General features: G+C 42.1%; 23 protein-coding genes and 2 pseudogenes. 20 read left to right on the forward strand and 5 right to left on the reverse strand.

Annotated features, from left to right (window positions below; all coding sequences use genetic code 11):
• The first annotated feature begins 2 nt into the window (after positions 1–2).
• From S3O_RS17495 to lpdA, 15 genes and pseudogenes are all read left to right on the forward strand, one after another.
• Entirely contained in the window at positions 3–140 is a 138-nt protein-coding gene (locus tag S3O_RS17495) for a hypothetical protein (RefSeq protein ID WP_156792846.1), read from the forward strand.
• 231 nt (positions 141–371) lie between these two features.
• Entirely contained in the window at positions 372–1,016 is a 645-nt protein-coding gene (locus S3O_RS0108570; RefSeq protein WP_010598688.1) for a hypothetical protein, read from the forward strand.
• A 503-nt stretch (positions 1,017–1,519) separates the two neighbouring features.
• Positions 1,520–1,780: an IcmT/TraK family protein gene (gene icmT / locus S3O_RS0108575; protein WP_010598689.1), complete on the forward strand. Its 261-nt coding sequence runs from the start codon at positions 1,520–1,522 to the stop codon at positions 1,778–1,780.
• Positions 1,781–1,787: 7 nt separating this feature from the next.
• Positions 1,788–2,126 (forward strand): type IV secretion IcmS family protein, encoded by a 339-nt coding sequence (locus tag S3O_RS0108580; RefSeq protein ID WP_010598690.1) that lies wholly within the window; start codon positions 1,788–1,790, stop codon positions 2,124–2,126.
• 186 nt (positions 2,127–2,312) lie between these two features.
• Positions 2,313–4,780, forward strand: a pseudogene (gene putA, locus S3O_RS14545) (bifunctional proline dehydrogenase/L-glutamate gamma-semialdehyde dehydrogenase PutA).
• A 5-nt stretch (positions 4,781–4,785) separates the two neighbouring features.
• Entirely contained in the window at positions 4,786–5,319 is a 534-nt protein-coding gene (locus S3O_RS19860) for a cation:proton antiporter domain-containing protein (protein WP_010598693.1), read from the forward strand.
• Complete coding sequence (locus tag S3O_RS19865; RefSeq protein WP_268869454.1) at positions 5,270–5,749, forward strand: cation:proton antiporter domain-containing protein; 480 nt, start codon at positions 5,270–5,272, stop codon at positions 5,747–5,749. Before S3O_RS19860 ends, S3O_RS19865 begins: the two co-directional genes overlap by 50 nt.
• Positions 5,734–5,937 (forward strand): hypothetical protein, encoded by a 204-nt coding sequence (locus tag S3O_RS19050; RefSeq protein WP_235776225.1) that lies wholly within the window; start codon positions 5,734–5,736, stop codon positions 5,935–5,937. Before S3O_RS19865 ends, S3O_RS19050 begins: the two co-directional genes overlap by 16 nt.
• A gap of 156 nt (positions 5,938–6,093) precedes the next feature.
• On the forward strand, positions 6,094–6,825 hold the full coding sequence (locus S3O_RS0108595) for a membrane protein (protein WP_010598694.1): 732 nt from the start codon (positions 6,094–6,096) through the stop codon (positions 6,823–6,825).
• A gap of 200 nt (positions 6,826–7,025) precedes the next feature.
• Complete coding sequence (locus tag S3O_RS20540; protein WP_010598695.1) at positions 7,026–7,226, forward strand: hypothetical protein; 201 nt, start codon at positions 7,026–7,028, stop codon at positions 7,224–7,226.
• Entirely contained in the window at positions 7,207–8,664 is a 1,458-nt protein-coding gene (locus tag S3O_RS0108605) for a pyruvate dehydrogenase E1 (protein WP_010598696.1), read from the forward strand. Before S3O_RS20540 ends, S3O_RS0108605 begins: the two co-directional genes overlap by 20 nt.
• A gap of 44 nt (positions 8,665–8,708) precedes the next feature.
• Positions 8,709–9,020 (forward strand): transketolase-like TK C-terminal-containing protein, encoded by a 312-nt coding sequence (locus S3O_RS20545; protein ID WP_010598697.1) that lies wholly within the window; start codon positions 8,709–8,711, stop codon positions 9,018–9,020.
• Positions 9,021–9,092: 72 nt separating this feature from the next.
• Positions 9,093–9,497 carry a biotin/lipoyl-containing protein gene (locus tag S3O_RS18255; RefSeq protein ID WP_010598698.1) on the forward strand — a complete coding sequence of 135 codons (405 nt, stop codon included), beginning with the start codon at positions 9,093–9,095 and terminating at the stop codon, positions 9,495–9,497.
• A gap of 113 nt (positions 9,498–9,610) precedes the next feature.
• Positions 9,611–10,300: a 2-oxo acid dehydrogenase subunit E2 gene (locus S3O_RS18260; RefSeq protein WP_010598699.1), complete on the forward strand. Its 690-nt coding sequence runs from the start codon at positions 9,611–9,613 to the stop codon at positions 10,298–10,300.
• Between the two features lie 70 nt (positions 10,301–10,370).
• Positions 10,371–11,728: pseudogene (lpdA, locus tag S3O_RS14560) on the forward strand (dihydrolipoyl dehydrogenase).
• A 514-nt stretch (positions 11,729–12,242) separates the two neighbouring features.
• Here lpdA and S3O_RS0108625 read toward each other — a convergent pair.
• From S3O_RS0108625 to S3O_RS18275, 5 genes are all read right to left on the reverse strand, one after another.
• Positions 12,243–12,632 carry a hypothetical protein gene (locus S3O_RS0108625; protein ID WP_010598701.1) on the reverse strand — a complete coding sequence of 130 codons (390 nt, stop codon included), beginning with the start codon at positions 12,630–12,632 and terminating at the stop codon, positions 12,243–12,245.
• 37 nt (positions 12,633–12,669) lie between these two features.
• Complete coding sequence (locus S3O_RS0108630; protein ID WP_010598702.1) at positions 12,670–13,782, reverse strand: hypothetical protein; 1,113 nt, start codon at positions 13,780–13,782, stop codon at positions 12,670–12,672.
• A 678-nt stretch (positions 13,783–14,460) separates the two neighbouring features.
• Complete coding sequence (locus S3O_RS18265) at positions 14,461–15,042, reverse strand: helicase-related protein (RefSeq protein ID WP_010598703.1); 582 nt, start codon at positions 15,040–15,042, stop codon at positions 14,461–14,463.
• A gap of 23 nt (positions 15,043–15,065) precedes the next feature.
• Complete coding sequence (locus S3O_RS18270) at positions 15,066–15,902, reverse strand: DEAD/DEAH box helicase (protein ID WP_202798027.1); 837 nt, start codon at positions 15,900–15,902, stop codon at positions 15,066–15,068.
• A 70-nt stretch (positions 15,903–15,972) separates the two neighbouring features.
• Entirely contained in the window at positions 15,973–16,593 is a 621-nt protein-coding gene (locus tag S3O_RS18275; RefSeq protein ID WP_010598705.1) for an ATP-dependent DNA helicase RecG, read from the reverse strand.
• Between the two features lie 213 nt (positions 16,594–16,806).
• Here S3O_RS18275 and S3O_RS14570 point away from each other — a divergent pair, with 213 nt between their 5' ends.
• From S3O_RS14570 to S3O_RS15925, 5 genes are all read left to right on the forward strand, one after another.
• On the forward strand, positions 16,807–17,106 hold the full coding sequence (locus S3O_RS14570; protein WP_010598706.1) for an acetyl-CoA carboxylase biotin carboxyl carrier protein: 300 nt from the start codon (positions 16,807–16,809) through the stop codon (positions 17,104–17,106).
• Positions 17,084–17,248, forward strand: a complete 165-nt coding sequence (locus S3O_RS20195) for an acetyl-CoA carboxylase biotin carboxyl carrier protein (protein WP_010598707.1) — start codon at positions 17,084–17,086, stop codon at positions 17,246–17,248. The genes S3O_RS14570 and S3O_RS20195 overlap by 23 nt, the downstream gene beginning before the upstream one ends.
• Positions 17,249–17,327: 79 nt before the next feature.
• Entirely contained in the window at positions 17,328–18,491 is a 1,164-nt protein-coding gene (locus S3O_RS0108655; RefSeq protein WP_010598708.1) for an acetyl-CoA carboxylase biotin carboxylase subunit, read from the forward strand.
• 1 nt (position 18,492) lies between these two features.
• Positions 18,493–19,383 (forward strand): 50S ribosomal protein L11 methyltransferase, encoded by an 891-nt coding sequence (prmA, locus tag S3O_RS0108660; protein WP_010598709.1) that lies wholly within the window; start codon positions 18,493–18,495, stop codon positions 19,381–19,383.
• Between the two features lie 6 nt (positions 19,384–19,389).
• Positions 19,390–19,770, forward strand: a complete 381-nt coding sequence (locus S3O_RS15925; protein ID WP_010598710.1) for a glutamyl-tRNA reductase — start codon at positions 19,390–19,392, stop codon at positions 19,768–19,770.
• Positions 19,771–19,790 lie beyond the last annotated feature (20 nt).

A 19,790-nucleotide genomic window follows, 5' to 3' on the forward strand; every position in this document is an offset into this window, starting at 1 on the left:
GTATGACCTATATTTTTCCCGAAGCTAGGTGGAATATAGATCAGGTGATTGAAAAGCTAGATTACATTCAATATCAGATGCCTAGACAAGAAAATCAAGCGTTAACAGAAAATGATGATGTGTTTCCAGATGGAAAATGAAGAAAAAGCTAAAAGCAGAGGATCTAACTATTATCCAACAAAAATGATGATTCTTTATTTCAAGACGAGGCTTCTTTTGAAAGAAATTCTGATGGCTCAGGGGTCGGTTTAACAACCCCATGGTTTTCTTCATCTGAACATAGCTCTGATATTTCAGACTTAGAGGATGAGGTCATAACGAATCATTCAACCGTATTTGCTTTCGCCAGTCAGTGGCCTTCTCACGAAGAAGTGACAGAAAAAGAAAGTTCAGCGATAGCAGTAAAAGAGCTAAGACAAATCATATTATTAGAGAGGTTAGAAAAGGAACTGACTAATAAAAAGCTTGCATTTTGTTATAATAAAAACGAGACGTTAGGGGCTATCGTAAAAAATATTAAAGAACACGGTGACTATAAAGATGAAACAGTGTGCGCAAAAAAATTAGAGTCAATCCAAACGATTTCATTAGATGTTGCTTTAAATAATGTTTTGATTCGCATCCTCCAGGAGGTGTCAGATAGTCAAGAAGAATTCGATTTATTTGATCTGAATATTCGTCAAGCGCTTATTCGCTATCTTGCGCAAACTACTACACCAGAAAATATCAAGAAGCAAGATCGCGCGGCTTCAATACGTAGAATTAATAATATAAATTGTTTGTTAGATCAACTACATGGAAAGTCTACTCAGGATCAGGTGCCAAAGACTAAATTAGATCTTGAAGATATAGTAAAAGGTTGGTCTAAGGGTGTAACGAATAGACTAGGATTTTTTGGTAAAAGTGCTTTGCGTTCTGGGGTCCTGGCCGCGGTGGGTTTGGAGCCGAATACCGCTCAGGTTGAGCAGTGCAAACCGGCTTCTGCCCCGATTGGATTGCGACTTTTCTTGAGATAATAAAAGGGCGTATCGCTTGTGAGATAAGGCAAACGTTTGCTTAGATAAGCCCGGAACGGGCTTTATCGTATGTCGGTTGAAGTGCTGTGTGGTCAAGATATACAATAAAGCTTTTTGGCTATGGATCAATCTCTGCATGGCGAGTGGAGCGCGATGGGCGTTGGCCTAAAAGATAGATTAGCAAATTTTTCTATATGTAAAGTGATTTGTTTAGCGAACAGAGGTTCGGGTTTTCGTTCCAATTCTTTGTTGATCCTAATAAAGGAAGGACCTTTCCTTAGAATAGTACATGCCGTTTTGAGCCGATTCTTTAACTTGTAATTAGATTAAAATTTAATAAAATTATCAATTTATAGAATTGATATAGAATCCGGCCCATTGCTTTAAATTCAGTGATACATGCGGTATGATTCGTGCCACAAGGCACTGCTTCAAATTTGTGCTTAAGCTCTAAAGCGCCACTGAATGCAGTGTTTAGAATAAAGGTAAGAAGTAGGTGGTTTATGGCTCGTGTTTTAACAGAAGCGCATTGGCGAGATTCTGCGCGTACCCCACGGTTTTTTGTAATCGATGCGCGGGCGGCGTTTCCTTTACTGTTATTTTTGATTCATATTCGTCTTTGGAGCTTTCTGTTGGCGTTAGCGGCCATGGCTTTTTTTGGGCTACTGGAGCATTATGGCTTTTCAGTACCAGTATTTTGGCGCTGGTTACGCAATGTCTTAGCGGGTCCTCGTAAAGTAGCGATTCCCTGGTGGAAGGAGTAAAACAGCGATGGAATTAAAAAAAGCACTTTGTACCATTATTAAAACGTTTGGAACCACGTTTACGCTCAAGGGGCGAGTGATTACAGAAGAAGAAATCTTTTCAGAAAAGGGAATTTTCCCTGCGATTGCACGTCGAGCGGACCAGCTGTGTTCTTTATGTTTAGGGTATGGGATTGGCGCAACCTTTGATGAAGTAGAGCAATCGTTACTCGGCGTGAAAGTTACATTTGACGAAGTAACACCGAATATTTTGCGTTATTTGTGTATTACGGATGTGTTGCAGGAGTTAGTCCAAGCGGGCGGTTCAGAGAAGCAAACGGCGTTAGATGAACTGCTGTATGACTAAATTACTGTCCTGATTCTTCTTCATTGCAATGACTAGAGATCCAGATTTTTTATCAAGATAGTTTAGGCGTGGCGTGATTTGCCGAGTGGTTTTTCATCAACGCAATGAACCCACAACACGGCGCCACATTGAAAAAAACAATTTTATATTTTATGCGAGGTTCGGATGTCTTTTCCCTTAATGTCGATGCAGGATGCTTCTTTTCGTCAAGCTATCGCGGATGCTTACTACGCAGATGAAACGGAAGTTGTCGAGGCGTTGCTAAAAGAAGCGGCATTGCCGGTTGAAGTGGCGCAGACCGCGAAAGAATTGATCCAGAAAATTCGTGCTAAACGCTTATCCACTGGAGGCTTAGACGCTTTTCTGTATGAGTATGATTTGTCGAGTCAAGAAGGCATTGCTTTAATGTGTTTAGCGGAAGCGTTACTCCGGATCCCGGATAAAACAACGGTGGATGCATTATTAGAAGATAAAATTAGCGGGGTAGACTGGACTTCGCATGTTGGTCAGAGCCATTCTTTTTTGTCAATGCGAGTACTTGGGGCTCCTTTAACAGGCAAGTTGCTTAAGTCAGATGAAGAACAAGGCTTATCGACTCAACTGTGTCGTTTTTTAGGACGAACCGGTGGACCGATTATTCGACGTGCAGTGAAACAGGCGATGCAATTATTGGGTCGTCAGTTTGTGATGGGGCAGACGATTGACGAAGCCCTCAAGCGCGCAGTACCACTGGAAGCACGTGGTTATCGTTTTTCATATGATATGTTAGGTGAGGCAGCGCGGACTCAAGCCGACGCAAACCGCTATTTCAATGCATATCAAACAGCGATTCGAGCCATTGGTCAAGTGGCACAAGGGAAACATTTAAAAGATGCGCCGGGTATTTCGATTAAACTATCGGCATTACATCCGCGCTATGAGTTTGCCAAAAAAGAAGAAGTGGTCCCGTTTTTAACGCAGCAACTAAAAGTGCTCGCACTCCAGGCGAAAGACAATAACATTACTTTGACGGTAGATGCTGAAGAAGCCGAGCGGCTGGATATTTCACTGGATATTATTGGGAATGTGTTTTGTGATGGTGATTTAGGAAATTGGGAAGGATTTGGTTTAGCGGTTCAGTCTTACCAAAAGCGGACGCGTTTTGTCTTAGATTGGTTGATTGATTTAAGTCAAAAACAGGGTAAGCGCTGGATGGTTCGCCTGATTAAAGGCGCGTATTGGGATACAGAAATTAAAAATGCACAAGTCAAAGGACTGAAAAGTTATCCGGTCTTTACCCGTAAGACGGCAACCGATGTCAGTTTTATCGCATGTGCTAAAAAGATGTTGGCGCATACGCGACAGATTTATCCACAATTTGCGACGCATAATGCATATAGTTTAGCGACCATTCTTGAAATGGCTGGTGATTATCGCGATTTTGAATTTCAATGCCTCCATGGAATGGGCGCCACGCTTTATGATCACGTTGTGGGTCTTGAGCATCTTAATATCCCTTGCCGAGTCTATGCCCCGGTGGGTGGCCACGAAGACTTACTCGCTTATTTAGTCCGCCGTCTTTTGGAAAATGGTGCGAATACTTCTTTTGTCAATCGAATCGTCGATCCAAATGTTCCGATTGAGGGGAACTTGCAAGCGATTCCGCATCCTAAAATTCCTTTGCCTGCGGATATCTATGGTCATGCCCGTAAAAATTCACGAGGAATTGATTTTAGTGATACGAATACATGGGCAGTTCTTGCAGAACAAATCACCGCAGCGAGTCAAGTGCAACGGGTTTCTGGCCCAATTATTGATGGTCAATTACAGTCTGGTGAGAAAACAAAAAAAGTAGTCAATCCTGCGCAGACAGAGCAGGTGATTGGTGAGGTGACGTTAGCGAGCCTTGAACAATTGGAACTGGCACTAACCAGCGCACATCAAGCGTTTGCGAGTTGGTCGCAAACTCCGGTTGAAATACGGGCGGCTTGTTTAGAACGGGCGGCTGATTTATTTGAAGAACGGTTGGCTGAATTTATAGCTTTAGCGGTCAGTGAAGCCGGTAAAACGTTACCGGATGCTGTGGCTGAAGTGCGTGAAGCCATTGATTTTTGTCGTTAAGACTGTGTTCCGCAATTATTACCTGGACCAACCGGTGAAGAAAATTGGTCTAGTTTACATGGTCGTGGTGTCATTGCATGTATTAGTCCTTGGAATTTTCCATTAGCCATTTTTATTGGCCAGGTCACCGCCGCTTTAGCCGCGGGAAACACGGTGATTGCAAAACCAGCTGGACAAACAACGCTGATCGCCGCCGCAGCGGTTCAGTTACTCCATGCTTTACATTTAGTTCCCGTTATGCGGCGCATGATCGTACACAGGTGATTGAAGCGATTAATCAAACCGGTTATGGTTTAACGTTAGGGATACAAAGCCGTATTCAAAGTATAATCAATACCATTACCCGGCAAGTACATGTAGGAAATCAATATGTAAACCGCAGTATGATTGGCGCAGTTGTGGGCGTACAACCTTTTGGTGGTGAAGGATTATCGGGCACCGGACCGAAAGCCGGCGGACCTTATTATCTGCCACGTTTATGTGTGGAGCGGACACTGTCAATTAATACTACGGCGGCCGGTGGGAATGCGTCTCTACTTTGTTTGGAGGAGTAACGCACATGGATCACAGCTTCGTCTTTTCTACGTTCATCATTTTTACGGGTGCAGCGGTGTTAGCGACCATCGCACTCTATACTCGACAGTCCTTATTGGTGGCTTATATTCTGTTAGGTGTTTTGTTAGGCCCGAGTGGTTTGAAATTAGTACCTAACATTACGGTAGCGCGTGGTTTTGGTGATGTCGGTATTATCTTTCTGCTATTTTTAGTGGGTCTTGATTTAACACCACAAGAGTTTTATCGAAGTCTGCGTAAAACGGCGTTGGCCACGTTAGTGTTCAGTGCGCTATTCACGACGATAGGTTTTGCAGTCGGCTATTTCTTTGGTTTTGCACTCCTGGAAAGTTTACTCATTGGTGCAAGTTTAATTTTCTCGAGTACGATTATCGGCTTAAAGCTTTTACCGACGATGGCTTTACATCATAAGCCGATTGGTGAAACGATGATTAGTGTGTTGCTGTTACAGGATTTGTTTAGCGATTGGCATGTTATTGATTGTTCACGGCGCCCACTTAACTGGATCAAAATGGATTGATTTAGGACTGACGTTTATCACCTTTCCTTTTATTCTTGGGTTTGCGTTTGTTGTCCAGCATTATTTTATTAGTAAACTGTTTGTTCGGTTTGATCGGGTAAAAGAATACTTATTCTTGGTCGCGCTCGGGTGGTGTTTAGGTTTGGCAGAACTTTCTCGTGCGCTCGGACTCTCTGCTGAGATCGGTGCGTTCTTAGCGGGAGTTTCGATTGCTGAAGGACCGATCGCGGCGTTTATTGCGGATAACTTGAAGCCGTTACGTGATTTTTGTCTAACGATGTTTTTCTTTGCGATTGGTGCAAGTTTTGAATCTTACCGGCTTTATTATTGGCTGGCCTCGTTCTGCTTATCAAGCCCTGGTTGTTTGCCGTGTTACTTCGTTGGTCTGGCGAGAAGAAAAGCATTGCTCGCGAAGTGGGTGTTCGTTTAGGGCAAGCGAGCGAGTTTTCTTTGTTGCTTGCGTATTTGGCGGCTGAAGCGACGCCGGCTTTGATTAGTGCGAAAGCAAACTATTTAATTCAAGCAGCGACGATTTTAACCTTTGTGGGATCGTCCTATTGGGTGGTTTTGCGTTACCCAACACCCTTAGCCTTGAACGATAAGCTGCGAGTAGACTAAACTATCATCCTCAGGTCAATGAATTAAAAATTTTGATCAATAGCGCGCTTTACTGTATTGCAGACTGAATTGAATAAAGAATGTTCCAAAAATAGTTCAATACTATGAAGCGTTGCGCATGTGTACGATGTTAAAATCCAGGAGTCAAGATACACCATGACATTTATTACTCTTTTACTTTGTTTAAGTTTAGAGCGCTTTCTTTCTATTGGGAAAGCACTGCACCGTTTTAACTGGTTGAGTGCGTATGTAAACAAAGTACAACAATGCTTTGGTCAGTATGCATGGGCAAAAAATCCTTATATTTTCTTTTTGTTGATTGTCTTGCCGATCGTCCTACTGTTTGCTCTTATTTATGTTCCAAGTCATACTGTTTTATGTGGTTTTGTTGGATTCGTACTGGGCGCAGCCGTCCTCTTTTATTGTTTAGGCCCAGACAATATTTATGAGAGTAAGACCCATCACCGATTCATTTTTAACAAAGCCAATGAAACGCTTTTTGCGGTGATTTTTTGGTTTGCTTTGCTTGGACCGATTGCCGCGTTAACGTATCGTTTGGTGGAACGTTGTGCGCAACAAGTTACCTCTCATCCTGGATTAGGCGAAGTCGCTGCAAAATTAAAAGGATTCCTTGATTGGCTGCCGGTTCGATTATTTACAATAATCAATGCTTTGGTGGGTAAGAGCCATTTTTTCTTGAACTATCTATTAAGAGATCCTTCTTTTAATGGGGAAATGATTGAACGGGGCAGTCGTGTTGCGTTAGGCTTGCCAGATAATACAGAACTTAAAGATGAGAATTACCCTGAAGCACTCCAGCTTATTGATCGAGCGCTGATACTTTTTTTACTGATTGTCTTTGCGGTTACGCTCGGTATGTTACTGTAGCACATCTCAAATCTTGAAAAACAAGTCTATCTTACCGGCTGTTTGACCCAAAAAAGCCGGTAAGATCATTCTATAATGTATTGGCACGATAGTCTTAGGGCAGTTTCTTTATCGTAGAAGAGGACAAACCCTCACCAATCCCGGTAGAATGGATCCTATTATTTATAAAAACTCTACTTTTCTGAGGATGAGCACCGTTTATGACGCAGTCCACGTTAAATTTAGACCTAGACCCCATCGAAACCAAAGAATGGCTTGACGCGCTTTTATCCGTATTAAAAGTCGAAGGCAAAGCGCGTGCTGAATTTTTGGTTCAACAATTGCTTGATACGGCGCGTCAACGCGGGGTCGTCTTTACCGCAGGCGTTGGTAACTCCTTACGTGAATACGATAGCCGTTAAAGACCAACCTGAGTTCCCAGGAGATGAAACGTTAGAAAAGCGTATTGCCGCCTTGATTCGTTGGAATGCGGTCATGATGGTATTAAAAGCGGGAAAAGTCTCTTCAGAATTAGGTGGCCACCTTGCCTCCTATGCATCCGCCGCGACGCTTTATGAAGTCGGGTTTAACTATTTTTTTCATGCCGCCGATGCGCAGCATGGCGGTGATTTACTCTATATCCAGGGACACTCTTCTCCGGGAATTTATGCACGCGCTTTCCTTGAAGGGCGATTAACGGAGCATCAGTTAGCCCATTTTCGCCAAGAAATTGGTGGGCAAGGGATCAGTTCATATCCTCATCCATGGTTGATGCCAGATTTTTGGCAATTTCCCACCGTTTCCATGGGGTTAGGTCCGATGCAAGCGATTTATCAAGCACGATTTCTCAAGTATTTACATTATCGCGGTCTTACCGATACACAAAAGCGAAAAGTGTGGGTGTTTTGTGGTGACGGCGAAATGGATGAGCCAGAATCTTTAGGCGCTTTGACGGTTGCTGGACGTGAACAGCTCGACAACCTTATTTTTGTCATTAATTGTAATTTACAACGTCTGGATGGTCCGGTGCGCGGGAATGGAAAAATTGTTCAAGAGCTGGAAGGGGTCTTCCGTGGCGCGGGCTGGAATGTGATTAAGGTGCTGTGGGGTAGCTCCTGGGATGAATTATTTGCCAAAGATAAAAAAGGGTTATTGCCGCGATTGATGATGGAAACCATTGACGGCGAGTATCAGAATTTTCGTGCGAAAGATGGTGCTTATATTCGTGAACATTTTTTTGCAAAATATCCAGAACTCAAAGAACTGGTCGCGGACATGACCGATGAAGACATCTGGCGTTTGCGGCGTGGTGGACACGATATCAAAAAAGTTTATGCTGCGTACCAAGCGGCAGCGCAACATACGGGTCAGCCAACCGTGATTTTAGCGAAAACGATTAAAGGCTATGGGATGGGGACGGCGGGAGAAGGACAAAATATTACCCATCAACAAAAGAAAATGACGCACGAGCAACTGCTCGCGTTTCGTGATCGTTTTAAATTACCCTTAAGTGATGAAGAAGTGGAAAATTTAAGTTTTCATCATCCCGGCGTACAGAGTCCGGAAATTCGTTACTTACAAGAAAAACGAAAAAATTTAGGGGGCTACTTACCTGCACGGCGGACACACACCAGTGAAAAATTAGCAACACCGGATTTGGCGGTGTTTAATAATGTTTTGCAAGGTTCAAAAGAGCGCAGTATTTCGACGACGATGGTTTTTGTTGAACTTTTGCGCCAGCTTTTAAAAGATAAAGCCTTAGCACCACGGATTGTACCGATTGTTCCCGATGAGTCACGTACTTTTGGTATGGAAGGTCTATTCCGACAAATTTTTCAGAGTTACGTAAAGAAGCGTTAGCAGTTGAGCGACACAATTTACTGCATCCGACGCAAACCCCACGCTTGAGTCACGTTGCACAGTGTTTAGCGGATCGTCCGGGGCCAGTCGTTGCAGCGACCGATTATATCCGTTTAAACGCGGATCAAATTCGTGGGTTCTTTAAACAACGTTATGTGGTACTTGGAACGGATGGGTTTGGTCGAAGTGCGACGCGCGAACAATTACGTCAATTTTTTGAAGTGGATCGTTATTATATTGTGCTGGCTGCGCTGTATGCTTTACAGGCCGAAGGGAGTGTGACTTCCCAAGAAATTGAACAAGCGTTGGCGCGTTACTCAATAGACCCGAAAAAACCGAATCCTTTTGAGGTCTAATGAACGCTCATCATCTTATTATAACTAGTGAGGAGAATTTCACTTGTCTAACTTAAAAGAGTCGGTGATACGGTGCAACCTGAAGACGCATTAATTACCCTGGAAAGTGATAAAGCATCGATGGATGTGCGTGGAACCGTGGCCGAGATTTTAGTCAAAGTGGGTGATAAAGTTTCTAAAAGTGACTTGATCATGCACTTTGCTGAAGAAGCCGGCGCACAAGCGACGGCAACGTCGACCCAAGCAGATGCATCCGCTGCGACAACGGAACCTGTACAGAAAACGTCAACAAGCATTTCGCACAGCGATACGGTGAAATCATCTGCGCAGACATTGCATGGAGCTTCGCACTTGAATTTAGATCAAGAAGAGGAAGTGGGTGATCAGCATGCCGGGCCAGGTGTGCGGCGTTTAGCGCGCGAATTCGGCATTCATTTAGCTTCCATTCGGGGGACGGGACAAAAGGACGGATTATAAAAGAAGATTTACAAAACTATGTAAAATCGTCCTTAAGTTCCTCTTCGCGTGGTTCGGAAGGCGATTTTCATGCGCCGAAACAACCGGATATTGATTTTAAATCGTTTGGGGAGGTGGAAACGAAACCCCTTTCTCGGATTAAGAAACTCACGGCCCAAAATTTACATCGTAATTGGTTATTAGTTCCGCATGTGACGCAATTTAATGAAGCGGACATTACGGAACTGGAAGCGTTTCGTAAAGCGCAGGCTAATTTTGCGATACAGTCCGGTATTAAATTGACACCCTTAGCGTTTATTATGAAAGCCGTTGTGACAACGCTTAAGGCGTTTCCTTCATTCAATGCGTCCTTGTCGGCAGATGGTCAGCAACTGATTATAAAAAAATATTTTCATTTTGGAATTGCCGTGGATACACCAGAAGGTTTGGTTGTTCCGGTGATTCGTGACGTCGATAAAAAAAGTTTATCTGAACTAGCCAAAGAATTAGGTGAAATAAGCCAAAAAGCACGTGCCAAGCAATTGACGAGCGCAGATATGCAAGGAAATTCTTTTACGATTTCAAGTTTAGGTGGAATCGGTGGGACCGCGTTCACGCCGATCGTCAATGTTCCGGATGTCGCGATTTTGGGTGTTTCAAAAGCACAATATAAACCGCAATATCAAGGCAGCGAATTTGTTCCTCGCTTAATGTTGCCATTATCGTTATCCTACGATCATCGCGTGATTGATGGGGCCGAAGGCGCGCGCTTTATTGTCTATTTGGCCGATTGTCTTGCGGATATTCGACGTTGGTTGCTCTAAAGACGAGATCATCCACTATTTTGTACGAATGAAATAACATAACTCATATTACTGCATAAAAGAGGAAAGTATGGCTGACTTAGAAACCAAAAAAACTGAAGTACTCGTCTTAGGGAGTGGGCCGGGCGGCTACACCGCTGCTTTTCGTGCGGCGGATTTAGGGAAAAAAGTAACCTTGGTTGAACGTTACAGTACCTTAGGTGGTGTTTGTTTAAATGTGGGTTGTATCCCTTCTAAAGCTTTATTGCATGCGGCGAAAGTAATTGAAGATGCGGCAGCTATGAAAGAATTCGGTGTTGAGTTTGGCAAACCAAAACTGGACATTAAAAAATTAAAAGTCTGGAAAGACAGTGTTGTGAAAAAACTGACGGGTGGTTTGGCGATGTTAGCCAAACAACGTAAAGTGGAAGTGATTCAGGGTGAAGGACAATTTACTGGGAAAAATGAGTTAACTCTCACGATCGATGGAAAAAAACCGCAGCCGGATCACAGCCTGTACAACTTCCTTTTCTGCCAAGCGATCCACGCATTATCGATTCAACGGGTGCGCTGGCACTGGAAGCCACACAGGGCGAAATGTTGATTTTAGGCGGTGGAATTATCGGTATGGAAATGGCGACTGTCTATCACGCTTTGGGAGCATCGATTACCGTTGTCGAAGCGAATGCCCATATCATTGCCGGTGCAGATGAAGATATTGTTAAACCGTTATTTAAACGATTAAGTGCGCAGTATAAGTTTTTATTAAATACCAAAGTGACGCAAGTGGAAGCGAAAAAAGACGGCCTTTGGGTTCATTTTTCCGGAGAAGGTGCGCCAGATAAACCACAACGATTCGATCGAATTTTATCCGCGGTTGGGCGTAAACCAAATGGTAAACTCATTGGCGCGGAGGCATTAGGGATTGAAGTGGATGAGCGTGGTTTTATTCAGGTGGATAAACAACTACGGACCGCTGTGCCGCATATTTTTGCGATTGGTGATATTGTCGGTAACCCGATGTTAGCGCATAAAGCAGTGGCGGAAGGACGCGTTGCGGCCGAAGTGATTGCCGGTAAAAAACATTATTTTGAGCCACGTTGTATTCCTTCTGTTGCGTATACCGATCCCGAAATTGCTTGGGTAGGCCTGACAGAAATGGAAGCAAAAGCCCAATCGATTGCTTATGAAAAAGCGGTTTTCCCGTGGATGGCCAGTGGTCGTTCTTTAGGTCAAGAAACACAACGATTTAGGTGCAGGAATCGTGGGCCCCAATGCGGGAGAACTGATTGGTGAAGTCGCGTTAGCCATTGAAATGGGTTGTGAAGCCGAGGATATTGCATTAACCATTCACCCACACCCAACACTTTCGGAAACACTGATGTTAGTGAAATGATCGAAGGCACTATTACGGATCTATACGTACCAAAGAAAAAACAAGTTCAATAGGAAAATAAGGATAGATTCGTATTCTTGTTGTTAAAAACCAATGAAGTCGCCAACTAGGTGACTTCATTTCTTATAAGAAAATACAGTTTTTTTGTTAAAAAACGATTGTTCCTTTGTTCCTTCTAGATATTCCGGTTTTTTTGATAAAGCTTGATGTAAATTCTTATCCAAAAAATGATCGAGCGATAGTCATTACATGATATGTTGAGATCTTTTTCTAAAAACTTTAAACGAATTATTTATTATTTGGACGGGTATGATTAAGCGGTATAGGCAATCGTTTGTTGGAAAAATTATTTTTCTAATAATAAGCTTTATTTGTAATTAGTTATGTATAACATTTTTTCTAGATTATTTACTATTGCTAAACTATTTTTAATATAGTTTAGCAATAGTAAATAGAGCGACCACCAACCAATGCGTATTTATCGAGGTTTATTCGGCCTCGTATCGCTCTTGCAATGGTCTCCTTGTCTCTCTCCTGGGCTCATCGAAAGAGTGTTATAATTTTTCTTCATATTTTTCTTGATTTCTTGATTTCTTGTTGTAAATTATATAATTTTATTCTTACACAAACTATATCGGGCTTCATTGTTTCTTGGACATAATCATATTGTAGTTGAATAGCGGCATTAAATTTAGTAATTAGGTGTTGGTTATCACTAGTTTGACAGGATGAAATGACTTGGCTTTTTATTTTTTTTATTTGCGCTAAGTAATAAGCGCGTAGCTTAGGGGCAAGTATATTATCACGACAAAATATATTCATATCTGATAGTTCAGGCGCGACTTTTATTGAATGAATATAGCTTACAAATTCTTCTTGGCTTATTTCGAAATCAAGTATTTTCTTACACTTAATTTTTTCAAGTCGTTTTAAAAATGCATTTTCGATTTCATTCATGTAATTAGAAATATAATTGAAAATATGAGCATCATATTTATTTATTTATTTTGCTTATTAATTCTTCATTTTTAAATTGATCATCTTCTTCTTTTGAAAAATCGTTTTTCAGCTCATTATGTAGTTTTTCTTTTCTTAATAAAGTATTACAATAGACAATTGTAGCATCAATTGCTTGATAAAAAGCCGCTTTATTTTCTGTAAAAAATAATGTTTTTTCATCTATACTGTTAAAATTTTCTAATTGATCAAATGCGTTGATGACTTCAGGTAAGGTTAATACACTTACATATTCATTTAGGCTGTGCCCTCCTGTTTGATATAACAGGACTGAGATAACACATCGAATAAAATTCGCGAAGTGTTTACTGTTTTTAAAGCTTAACGACGATTGATCTAACAAATACTTTGCTACTCTAAGATGACACAGTATTGTTCCAGAGATTGAGCTGGAAAATGGGTGGGTTAGCAATCTAAAATTTTTACGGGGCCATTGTGCATCACTATAAAAAGTTGTGTTATCAGCACTTCTTAAATAGGGAAACGGTTTATTCTCTCTGTAAGCAATATCACTTATGGGCAGGGGCATATAACTTTTTACAATACCTAGATGATTAGAATGAACATTCTCTTGTCTAAATAGAGTTTTTACGCCTCGATTTTCTTTTTTAAAAAGACCTATATTATATATTCCAATTGGAAAGGAGATAGTAGAGGGTTTATTTGTCATAAGAAAGACACTAAGAATTGAACACTTTATTAATAGACACATCTTTTCTTGATCTAACTCAGACGCTTCTTTGTAAGAAGGTGTATCGTTTAGACTTTTAAGAACACTAACATATTCGATATTAAACTGACCCAAAGGTAAAGTCGGATTATAAAATATTTCGGTGACCTCTTTTTTCTTTGTTTCAGAAAGTAAGTCATAAAGAAATTGATGGTGAGATGTTAAATCTTCTATATCAAGCTTTTTCAAGCTGTTTTTTAGTGTTATTGCGGCTAAATGAGTTTCAAAATATCGTCTTGTGGGATCGTTATCAATGATTTTATAATCATAAGAGAGCGTGTAGTTTGTTAGCGATTCATCAGTAACTAATTTTCTAAAGGCATAGCCATCTATTTCATCTTTTGTGCCAGATAAATACAATAAATATAGCTTTTCGAGAGCATCTTCTAACTTCTTTATTTTTTCATTAATTGATGCCGTTTTTTCAGATTTTCCTGAAAGTGTTTTTAATTCATTTTTATATTGCTCGATTAGAACTAATAATGCTCTTCCAGGTGATAAGATAATTTTTTGTAATTTTTTATTATTTTTTTTGGCATATAGATAATAAGGATAGTCAATTAAATATGAAAACCTAACTTAGGCTCTATTTAATTGTAAGATATAATTATTAAGAAAATATTATTTTTAGATAAAATATAATCTATATATCTTATATATCATCTAAAATTAAAGAATAAAAAAGTTTTTGATGGGGAATCTGATAAAAAGATTTCGTGGTTATAGGCGATAAGAATAGATAAAATGCAATAATTCATAATTAAGTTATAAGTTATTATTTATTTATTTTTATATTATAAAAATAAATAAATAATATTGACCTGTGCTTTGGAATAAAAGATGACTTATTCAAAAAGAGCCTTCAATAGGTATTTTTTTATCTGCGTGAGGGATCATCATTTTTGATATAGAGCGAATCATTAACAAGTCAAACTTGTTAATAAAAATTAAATATAAAAAATGAAAAAACAGCATAAACTATCAAGAAGAGTACAGTAGAGGCCTCTGTTAAAGAGAGTATGTTTTAGAACACATCATTCAAGTTTTTCGACAGGTTTCCGCGGTCGTTTTTAGCCAGCGTTCAATAAGTGGTTTAATCAGATAGGGCGCTTGATCCATAATATATTGCGCCAGCGGTAGGACCTTGGGCAGTAGATATTGATCCCGTGTAAAATCCGCGATTCGTAACGGTAACCAGCCGGTTTGCCGAAACCCAAATACTTCGCCAGGACCACGGAGTGTTAAATCACGTTGTGCGATGACTAACCCCTCTTGACTTTGCTGCATAATAGCTAGGCGTTGTTGCGCAATGGGGGATAGATTTTGATACAGTAAAATACAATAGCTTTGTTCATCACCACGACCGACACGACCACGGAGTTGGTGCAGTTGTGCGAGCCCTAAGCGTTCGGCGTTTTCAATGACCATGACCTGCGCATTCGGAACATCAATCCCCACTTCAATTACCGAGGTGGCGACGAGGAGATCAAACTGACCGCTTTTAAATTGCTGCATAATCGTTTCTTTTTCCTGAGCGCTGAGTCGGCCATGAATCAAACCTAACTGTAATTCGGGTAAACACGCTTGTAAGGTTTGAAATAGGGTGGTGGCGGCTTCCAAAGACAGTAATTCTGACTCTTCAATTAAAGGACAGACCCAATAAACCTGTTTTTTTGTAAACCCAGTTGCCGAATTCGCTCAATGACTTCTCCGCGCCGCCCAGCCGATAAAACAACGGTTTTTATCGGTAAACGACCTGGCGGCATTTCATCAATGAAGGATAAATCTAATTCTGTCATCGTCGTCATGGCTAATGTCCGTGGAATCGGTGTGGCCGTCATGAATAATTGATGGGCTTGTTGAGTGGCTTGTAAACCTTTCTCCCAGAGCGCGAGACGTTGTTGAACACCAAAACGATGTTGTTCATCAATAATGATTAAGCCTAATTTTTCAAAACGGACCGTTTCTTGAAACAGTGCATGAGTACCAATCACCATCGCGGCTTCACCGGACTCAATCGCTTGTAGCGCCGCGCTTCTCGCTTTAACACGCATTTTTCCTGTTAAATTGACCACTTTTAGGCCCAATGGCTCAAACCAAGTACAAAAATGATGTCGATGTTGTTCACTGAGTAACTCAGTGGGTGCCATCAAACCGACTTGGAATCCATTTTCAATCGCTTGTAGAGCGACCAGCGCGGCAACAATCGTTTTTCCAGAACCGACATCCCCTTGCAATAAGCGTTGCATGGGATAGGGTTGCTGCATATCCGCACTGATTTCTTCTACGGCACGTTGTTGTGCCGAAGTCAGTTGAAAAGGTAATGCTTGCATTAAACGCTCAATCAAGCCCCGATTGGGTGGCAAAGCGGTAGCACACTCTTGACGGCGCGCCTGTTTACGTTGTTGTACGCTCAAAGCATGGGCGAGTAATTCCTCTAAGATAAGGCGTCGTTGAGCGGGATGGGTTTTATTCAACAACTGGTCTAGAGGTGCGTCGACCGGGGGTTGATGTAAAAAACGTAACGCGTGCCAACTATCGGGTAGCGATTCATCCCCTATTTTTTGTAAAAAAGTGGTTAAGTAATCTGTAAAAAAAGTTGAGGGGGCGTTTGTCCGTCGTCGCGCGAGGTTGAGTGGAAGCCAGAGTGAATGTTTGTGTAACCAGCCGTCGCCAGGTCGTTTGTGAAAGTCCCTGTGTGGTCGGATAAATTGCCGTGAAATGGGTGGGTAAGGTCATTTTTTCATTCGCATGGAGCCATTGAATTTCTGGGTGTACCATTTCCCAGGTGAATCGACTGCGCCCAGAAATACGTGGAGTGCCAAAGCAAAGTAAGCGGCGACCCACCGTAAAAAGTGCTTGTTGCTTCGGGTGCAAGGAAAAAAAACGTAAATCAATACTTCCGGTTTCATCTTCTATACGACAACAAAAAGGCTGACCACGCGGATTGCGTGGTGTGAGCAGCGTGCACAGTGTCCCGTACATTAAAGCAGGTTTTCCAAAGGACAACTGATCAATCGGTGTGATTTGTGTGCGATCTTCATAGCGAAGCGGGAGATGGAGTAATAAATCCTCTAAAGTTTGTACCCCGCATTTCGCTAACAACGCGGTTATTTTCGGCCCAACGCCACGTAATCGATGGCAGGGGATGGATCCAAAATTGTTTGTCATCACCGTCTAGCTTTGTCGAAAAATGGATTCAATTATTCCATCCTAGCCAAGCCGTTTCGTTTTCACAATAGAGCCTCGTATCGATGGGATATATCGATTGAGGTAATTAGCAAGTTGTTTCTCAGGATTCGCTTTCTAAAGACTAGCCAAGGAGAAGTGAATATGCTCCAATAAGCGGCTGAATACCTGGTTGAAAAAAGAGGTTTGGTTTCTATGGATTCTGAAAGAATTAAACAGCTCATTAAACTGCTGGATGAACATCATCTCAGTGAAATTGAGTTCACCGAAGGGGCACAGTCAATACGTATTAAGCGTGAGCTGACCTCTGCAACGACGTTGGGTATTACGCCCCCCGTTTCGGCTCAGGTGATCACGAGACAAACTGCTGAGCCAGCGGCCAAAGTCGGAACTGGTTCGACAAGTGAGCCAACGGGCCACAAAGTTCGATCGCCTATGGTCGGTACGGTCTATTTAGCCCCTAATCCGACTTGTGGAAATTGGGCAAATCGTTAAAAAAGGGGATGTGCTTTGTATTGTTGAAGCAATGAAAATGATGAATCAAATTGAAGCGGATAAAGCGGGTGTCCTCAAAGCACGTTTAGTCGAAAATGGGATGCCTGTTGAATACGATCAAGCGTTGTTCATTATTGAATAGGTTCTACGGATAACCGTGGACGAGTAAAAAAACGTAATAATATTTTTTGTGCAATGCGAAACACAAATAGGTCAGAGCCATGCTAAATAAAGTAGTGATTGCAAACCGAGGTGAAATTGCCTTACGTATTTTACGTGCGTGTAAAGAGATGGGCATTCAAACGGTTGCGATTCATTCCGAGCGTGTCCAGCAAGGTGGCTTTATTTTTGTGGGCCCTGAGCCGGATACCATTCGAAAAATGGGAGATAAAGTCTCAGCGATTGCCGCAATGAAACAGGCTAAAATACCGTGTGTTCCTGGCTCAGAAGGGGAATTAGGTAATAATGATGCTGAAAATTTAAAAATGGCGCAAAAAATTGGTTATCCTGTGCTGATCAAAGCTTCAGGAGGTGGGGGTGGTCGTGGAATTCGGGTTGTGCACAGCGAAGCCGCTTTACTCAATGCGATTGCTTTAACACGTTCGGAAGCGCAAGCCAATTTTAAGAATGCTAGCGTTTATCTCGAAAAATTTTTAACAACGCCTCGCCATATTGAAATTCAAGTTCTCGGTGATGGTCAAGGTCATGCGATTCACTTAGGTGAACGCGATTGTTCCATGCAGCGTCGCCATCAAAAAGTCATTGAAGAAGCGCCGGCACCGGGCATTACGCCCAAACAACGGAGCCATATTGGTGAGCTGTGTGTGAAAGCCTGTCGGGATATGAAATATCGTGGTGCGGGGACCTTTGAGTTTCTTTATGAAGACGGTCATTTTTATTTCATCGAAATGAATACCAGGATTCAAGTTGAACATCCCATTACGGAAATGATCACCGGTTTTGATTTAGTGCGTGAACAACTGCGCATTGCTTCAGGCGAAAAACTAGGGTATCGACAAAGTGATGTCCATTTTCGCGGGCATGCCATTGAATGTCGTATTAATGCCGAAGATCCCGAAACGTTTATGCCTTCACCGGGCGCCATTACGTTGTATCATCCGCCCGGTGGCCCTGGGATACGCGTGGATACCGCTATTTATACCGGTTACCCGGTACCCCCTTACTATGATTCTTTGATAGGGAAATTGATTGCTTATGGTGAAACACGGGATATTGCTTTAGCGCGTCTGCGTACGGCATTAGATGAAATTGTGATTGAAGGGATCAAAACCAATATTCCAATGCATCAACGCTTATTGAGAGATGCCAATTTCATCAAAGGTGGCACACATATTCACTATCTCGAACAACACTTGGCACGTTGATATGGCTTGGCAAAATTTATCTTTACTGACTCAGGAAGCGTATGTTGCGGCAATGAGTGATTTTTTGGAAACCTCCGAGGCCGTGGCGATTACTTGGCAAGCGGCAGATGAACAAGCTTTGTTTGAACCAGACCCTGATACCACCCCTTTATGGTCTTTGGTCGAGGTGAATGCGCTTTTTCCTGAGCACTTCCAGTTAGAGGAACTGATTCAACAATTACGACAGCGGTTTACCGAAAAAGTGATTTTAAATTGCCAAATTAAACCGATTGCCGACCAACCTTGGGAACGTCTTTGGTTAAATGATTTTCAACCGATGTGTTTTGGTCAGCGTTTATGGGTATGTCCTCATGGTTTTGCTGTGCCTGATCCTAAAGGGACTATTGTCTGGTTGGATCCTGGATTGGCTTTTGGTACAGGAACCCACCCGAGTACGGCACTGTGTTTAGAGTGGCTCGATGCACAGATGCAAATCGGACAGACTGTGCTTGATTACGGTTGTGGTTCGGGTATTTTAAGCTTAGCGGCTATCCAATGCGGAGCAAGTCAAGTGTGGGCGGTGGATCATGACCCACAGGCCTTAGAATCGACCCAAGCGAATGCCATCCAAAACCAGATTCGTCGTGAACAAATCCTTGTTTTTTCACCAGAACAGTTTCATCCTCCTGAAAAAGTGGATGTGTTAATCGCGAATATTTTAGCCGAACCGCTTACCCAGCTGGCTGAACGATTTGCTCAGTATGTTAAAAAAGGTGGGCGGTGTGTTTTAGCGGGTATTTTACGCGAACAAGTCACACGCATACAGGATCATTATGCGCAAGCCGGTTTTCGTCTAGTAGACGTGGCCTATAAAGAGGAATGGGCGCGACTCCACTTGCAACAAGAGACCTAAATCTTTATGAATCTTTTCGCGTGTGGTCTTCGTTATGCAACCATTCCGTTGGCAGTACGTGAACAAGTGGTGTTTTCACCCGCGAGTATGGCGACGGCACTCCGCGAAATTAAACAACTGACCCAAGCCGAAGAAGTGGTTATGTTGTCGACTTGTAATCGTACTGAGTTTTATGGAGTGAACGGCCAAGTCACCGAGCTGTGCAATTGGCTTTGCCAAACCAAACAGCTTTCTCCTGAATTATTACAAGACGCTTGGTATACGTATCACCATAATGCGGCGCTCCGCCATTTATTACGTGTGGCAAGTGGTCTTGACTCGGTTATTGTCGGTGAAGCACAAATTGTAGGTCAACTCAAACAAGCTTTTTTCTTGCTGAATCTTTAGGATTTGTCAAAACTCAATTA

The organism is Rickettsiella massiliensis 20B (genome assembly GCF_000257395.1).
In the GTDB taxonomy this organism is placed as follows: domain Bacteria; phylum Pseudomonadota; class Gammaproteobacteria; order Diplorickettsiales; family Diplorickettsiaceae; genus Diplorickettsia; species Diplorickettsia massiliensis.

What these genes read in the sequence shown, in the direction of transcription:
- S3O_RS17495 (WP_156792846.1), top strand. Translation starts at nt 3, where the DNA reads ATGACCTATATTTTTCCCGAAGCTAGGTGGAATATAGATCAGGTGATT.
- icmT (WP_010598689.1), top strand. Translation starts at nt 1,520, where the DNA reads ATGGCTCGTGTTTTAACAGAAGCGCATTGGCGAGATTCTGCGCGTACC.
- S3O_RS0108580 (WP_010598690.1), top strand. Translation starts at nt 1,788, where the DNA reads ATGGAATTAAAAAAAGCACTTTGTACCATTATTAAAACGTTTGGAACC.
- S3O_RS19860 (WP_010598693.1), top strand. Translation starts at nt 4,786, where the DNA reads ATGGATCACAGCTTCGTCTTTTCTACGTTCATCATTTTTACGGGTGCA.
- S3O_RS19865 (WP_268869454.1), top strand. Translation starts at nt 5,270, where the DNA reads ATGTTATTGATTGTTCACGGCGCCCACTTAACTGGATCAAAATGGATT.
- S3O_RS0108595 (WP_010598694.1), top strand. Translation starts at nt 6,094, where the DNA reads ATGACATTTATTACTCTTTTACTTTGTTTAAGTTTAGAGCGCTTTCTT.
- S3O_RS20540 (WP_010598695.1), top strand. Translation starts at nt 7,026, where the DNA reads ATGACGCAGTCCACGTTAAATTTAGACCTAGACCCCATCGAAACCAAA.
- S3O_RS0108625 (WP_010598701.1), bottom strand. Translation starts at nt 12,632, where the DNA reads ATGAATGAAATCGAAAATGCATTTTTAAAACGACTTGAAAAAATTAAG.
- S3O_RS18275 (WP_010598705.1), bottom strand. Translation starts at nt 16,593, where the DNA reads ATGACAAACAATTTTGGATCCATCCCCTGCCATCGATTACGTGGCGTT.
- S3O_RS14570 (WP_010598706.1), top strand. Translation starts at nt 16,807, where the DNA reads ATGGATTCTGAAAGAATTAAACAGCTCATTAAACTGCTGGATGAACAT.
- S3O_RS0108655 (WP_010598708.1), top strand. Translation starts at nt 17,328, where the DNA reads ATGCTAAATAAAGTAGTGATTGCAAACCGAGGTGAAATTGCCTTACGT.
- prmA (WP_010598709.1), top strand. Translation starts at nt 18,493, where the DNA reads ATGGCTTGGCAAAATTTATCTTTACTGACTCAGGAAGCGTATGTTGCG.
- S3O_RS15925 (WP_010598710.1), top strand. Translation starts at nt 19,390, where the DNA reads ATGAATCTTTTCGCGTGTGGTCTTCGTTATGCAACCATTCCGTTGGCA.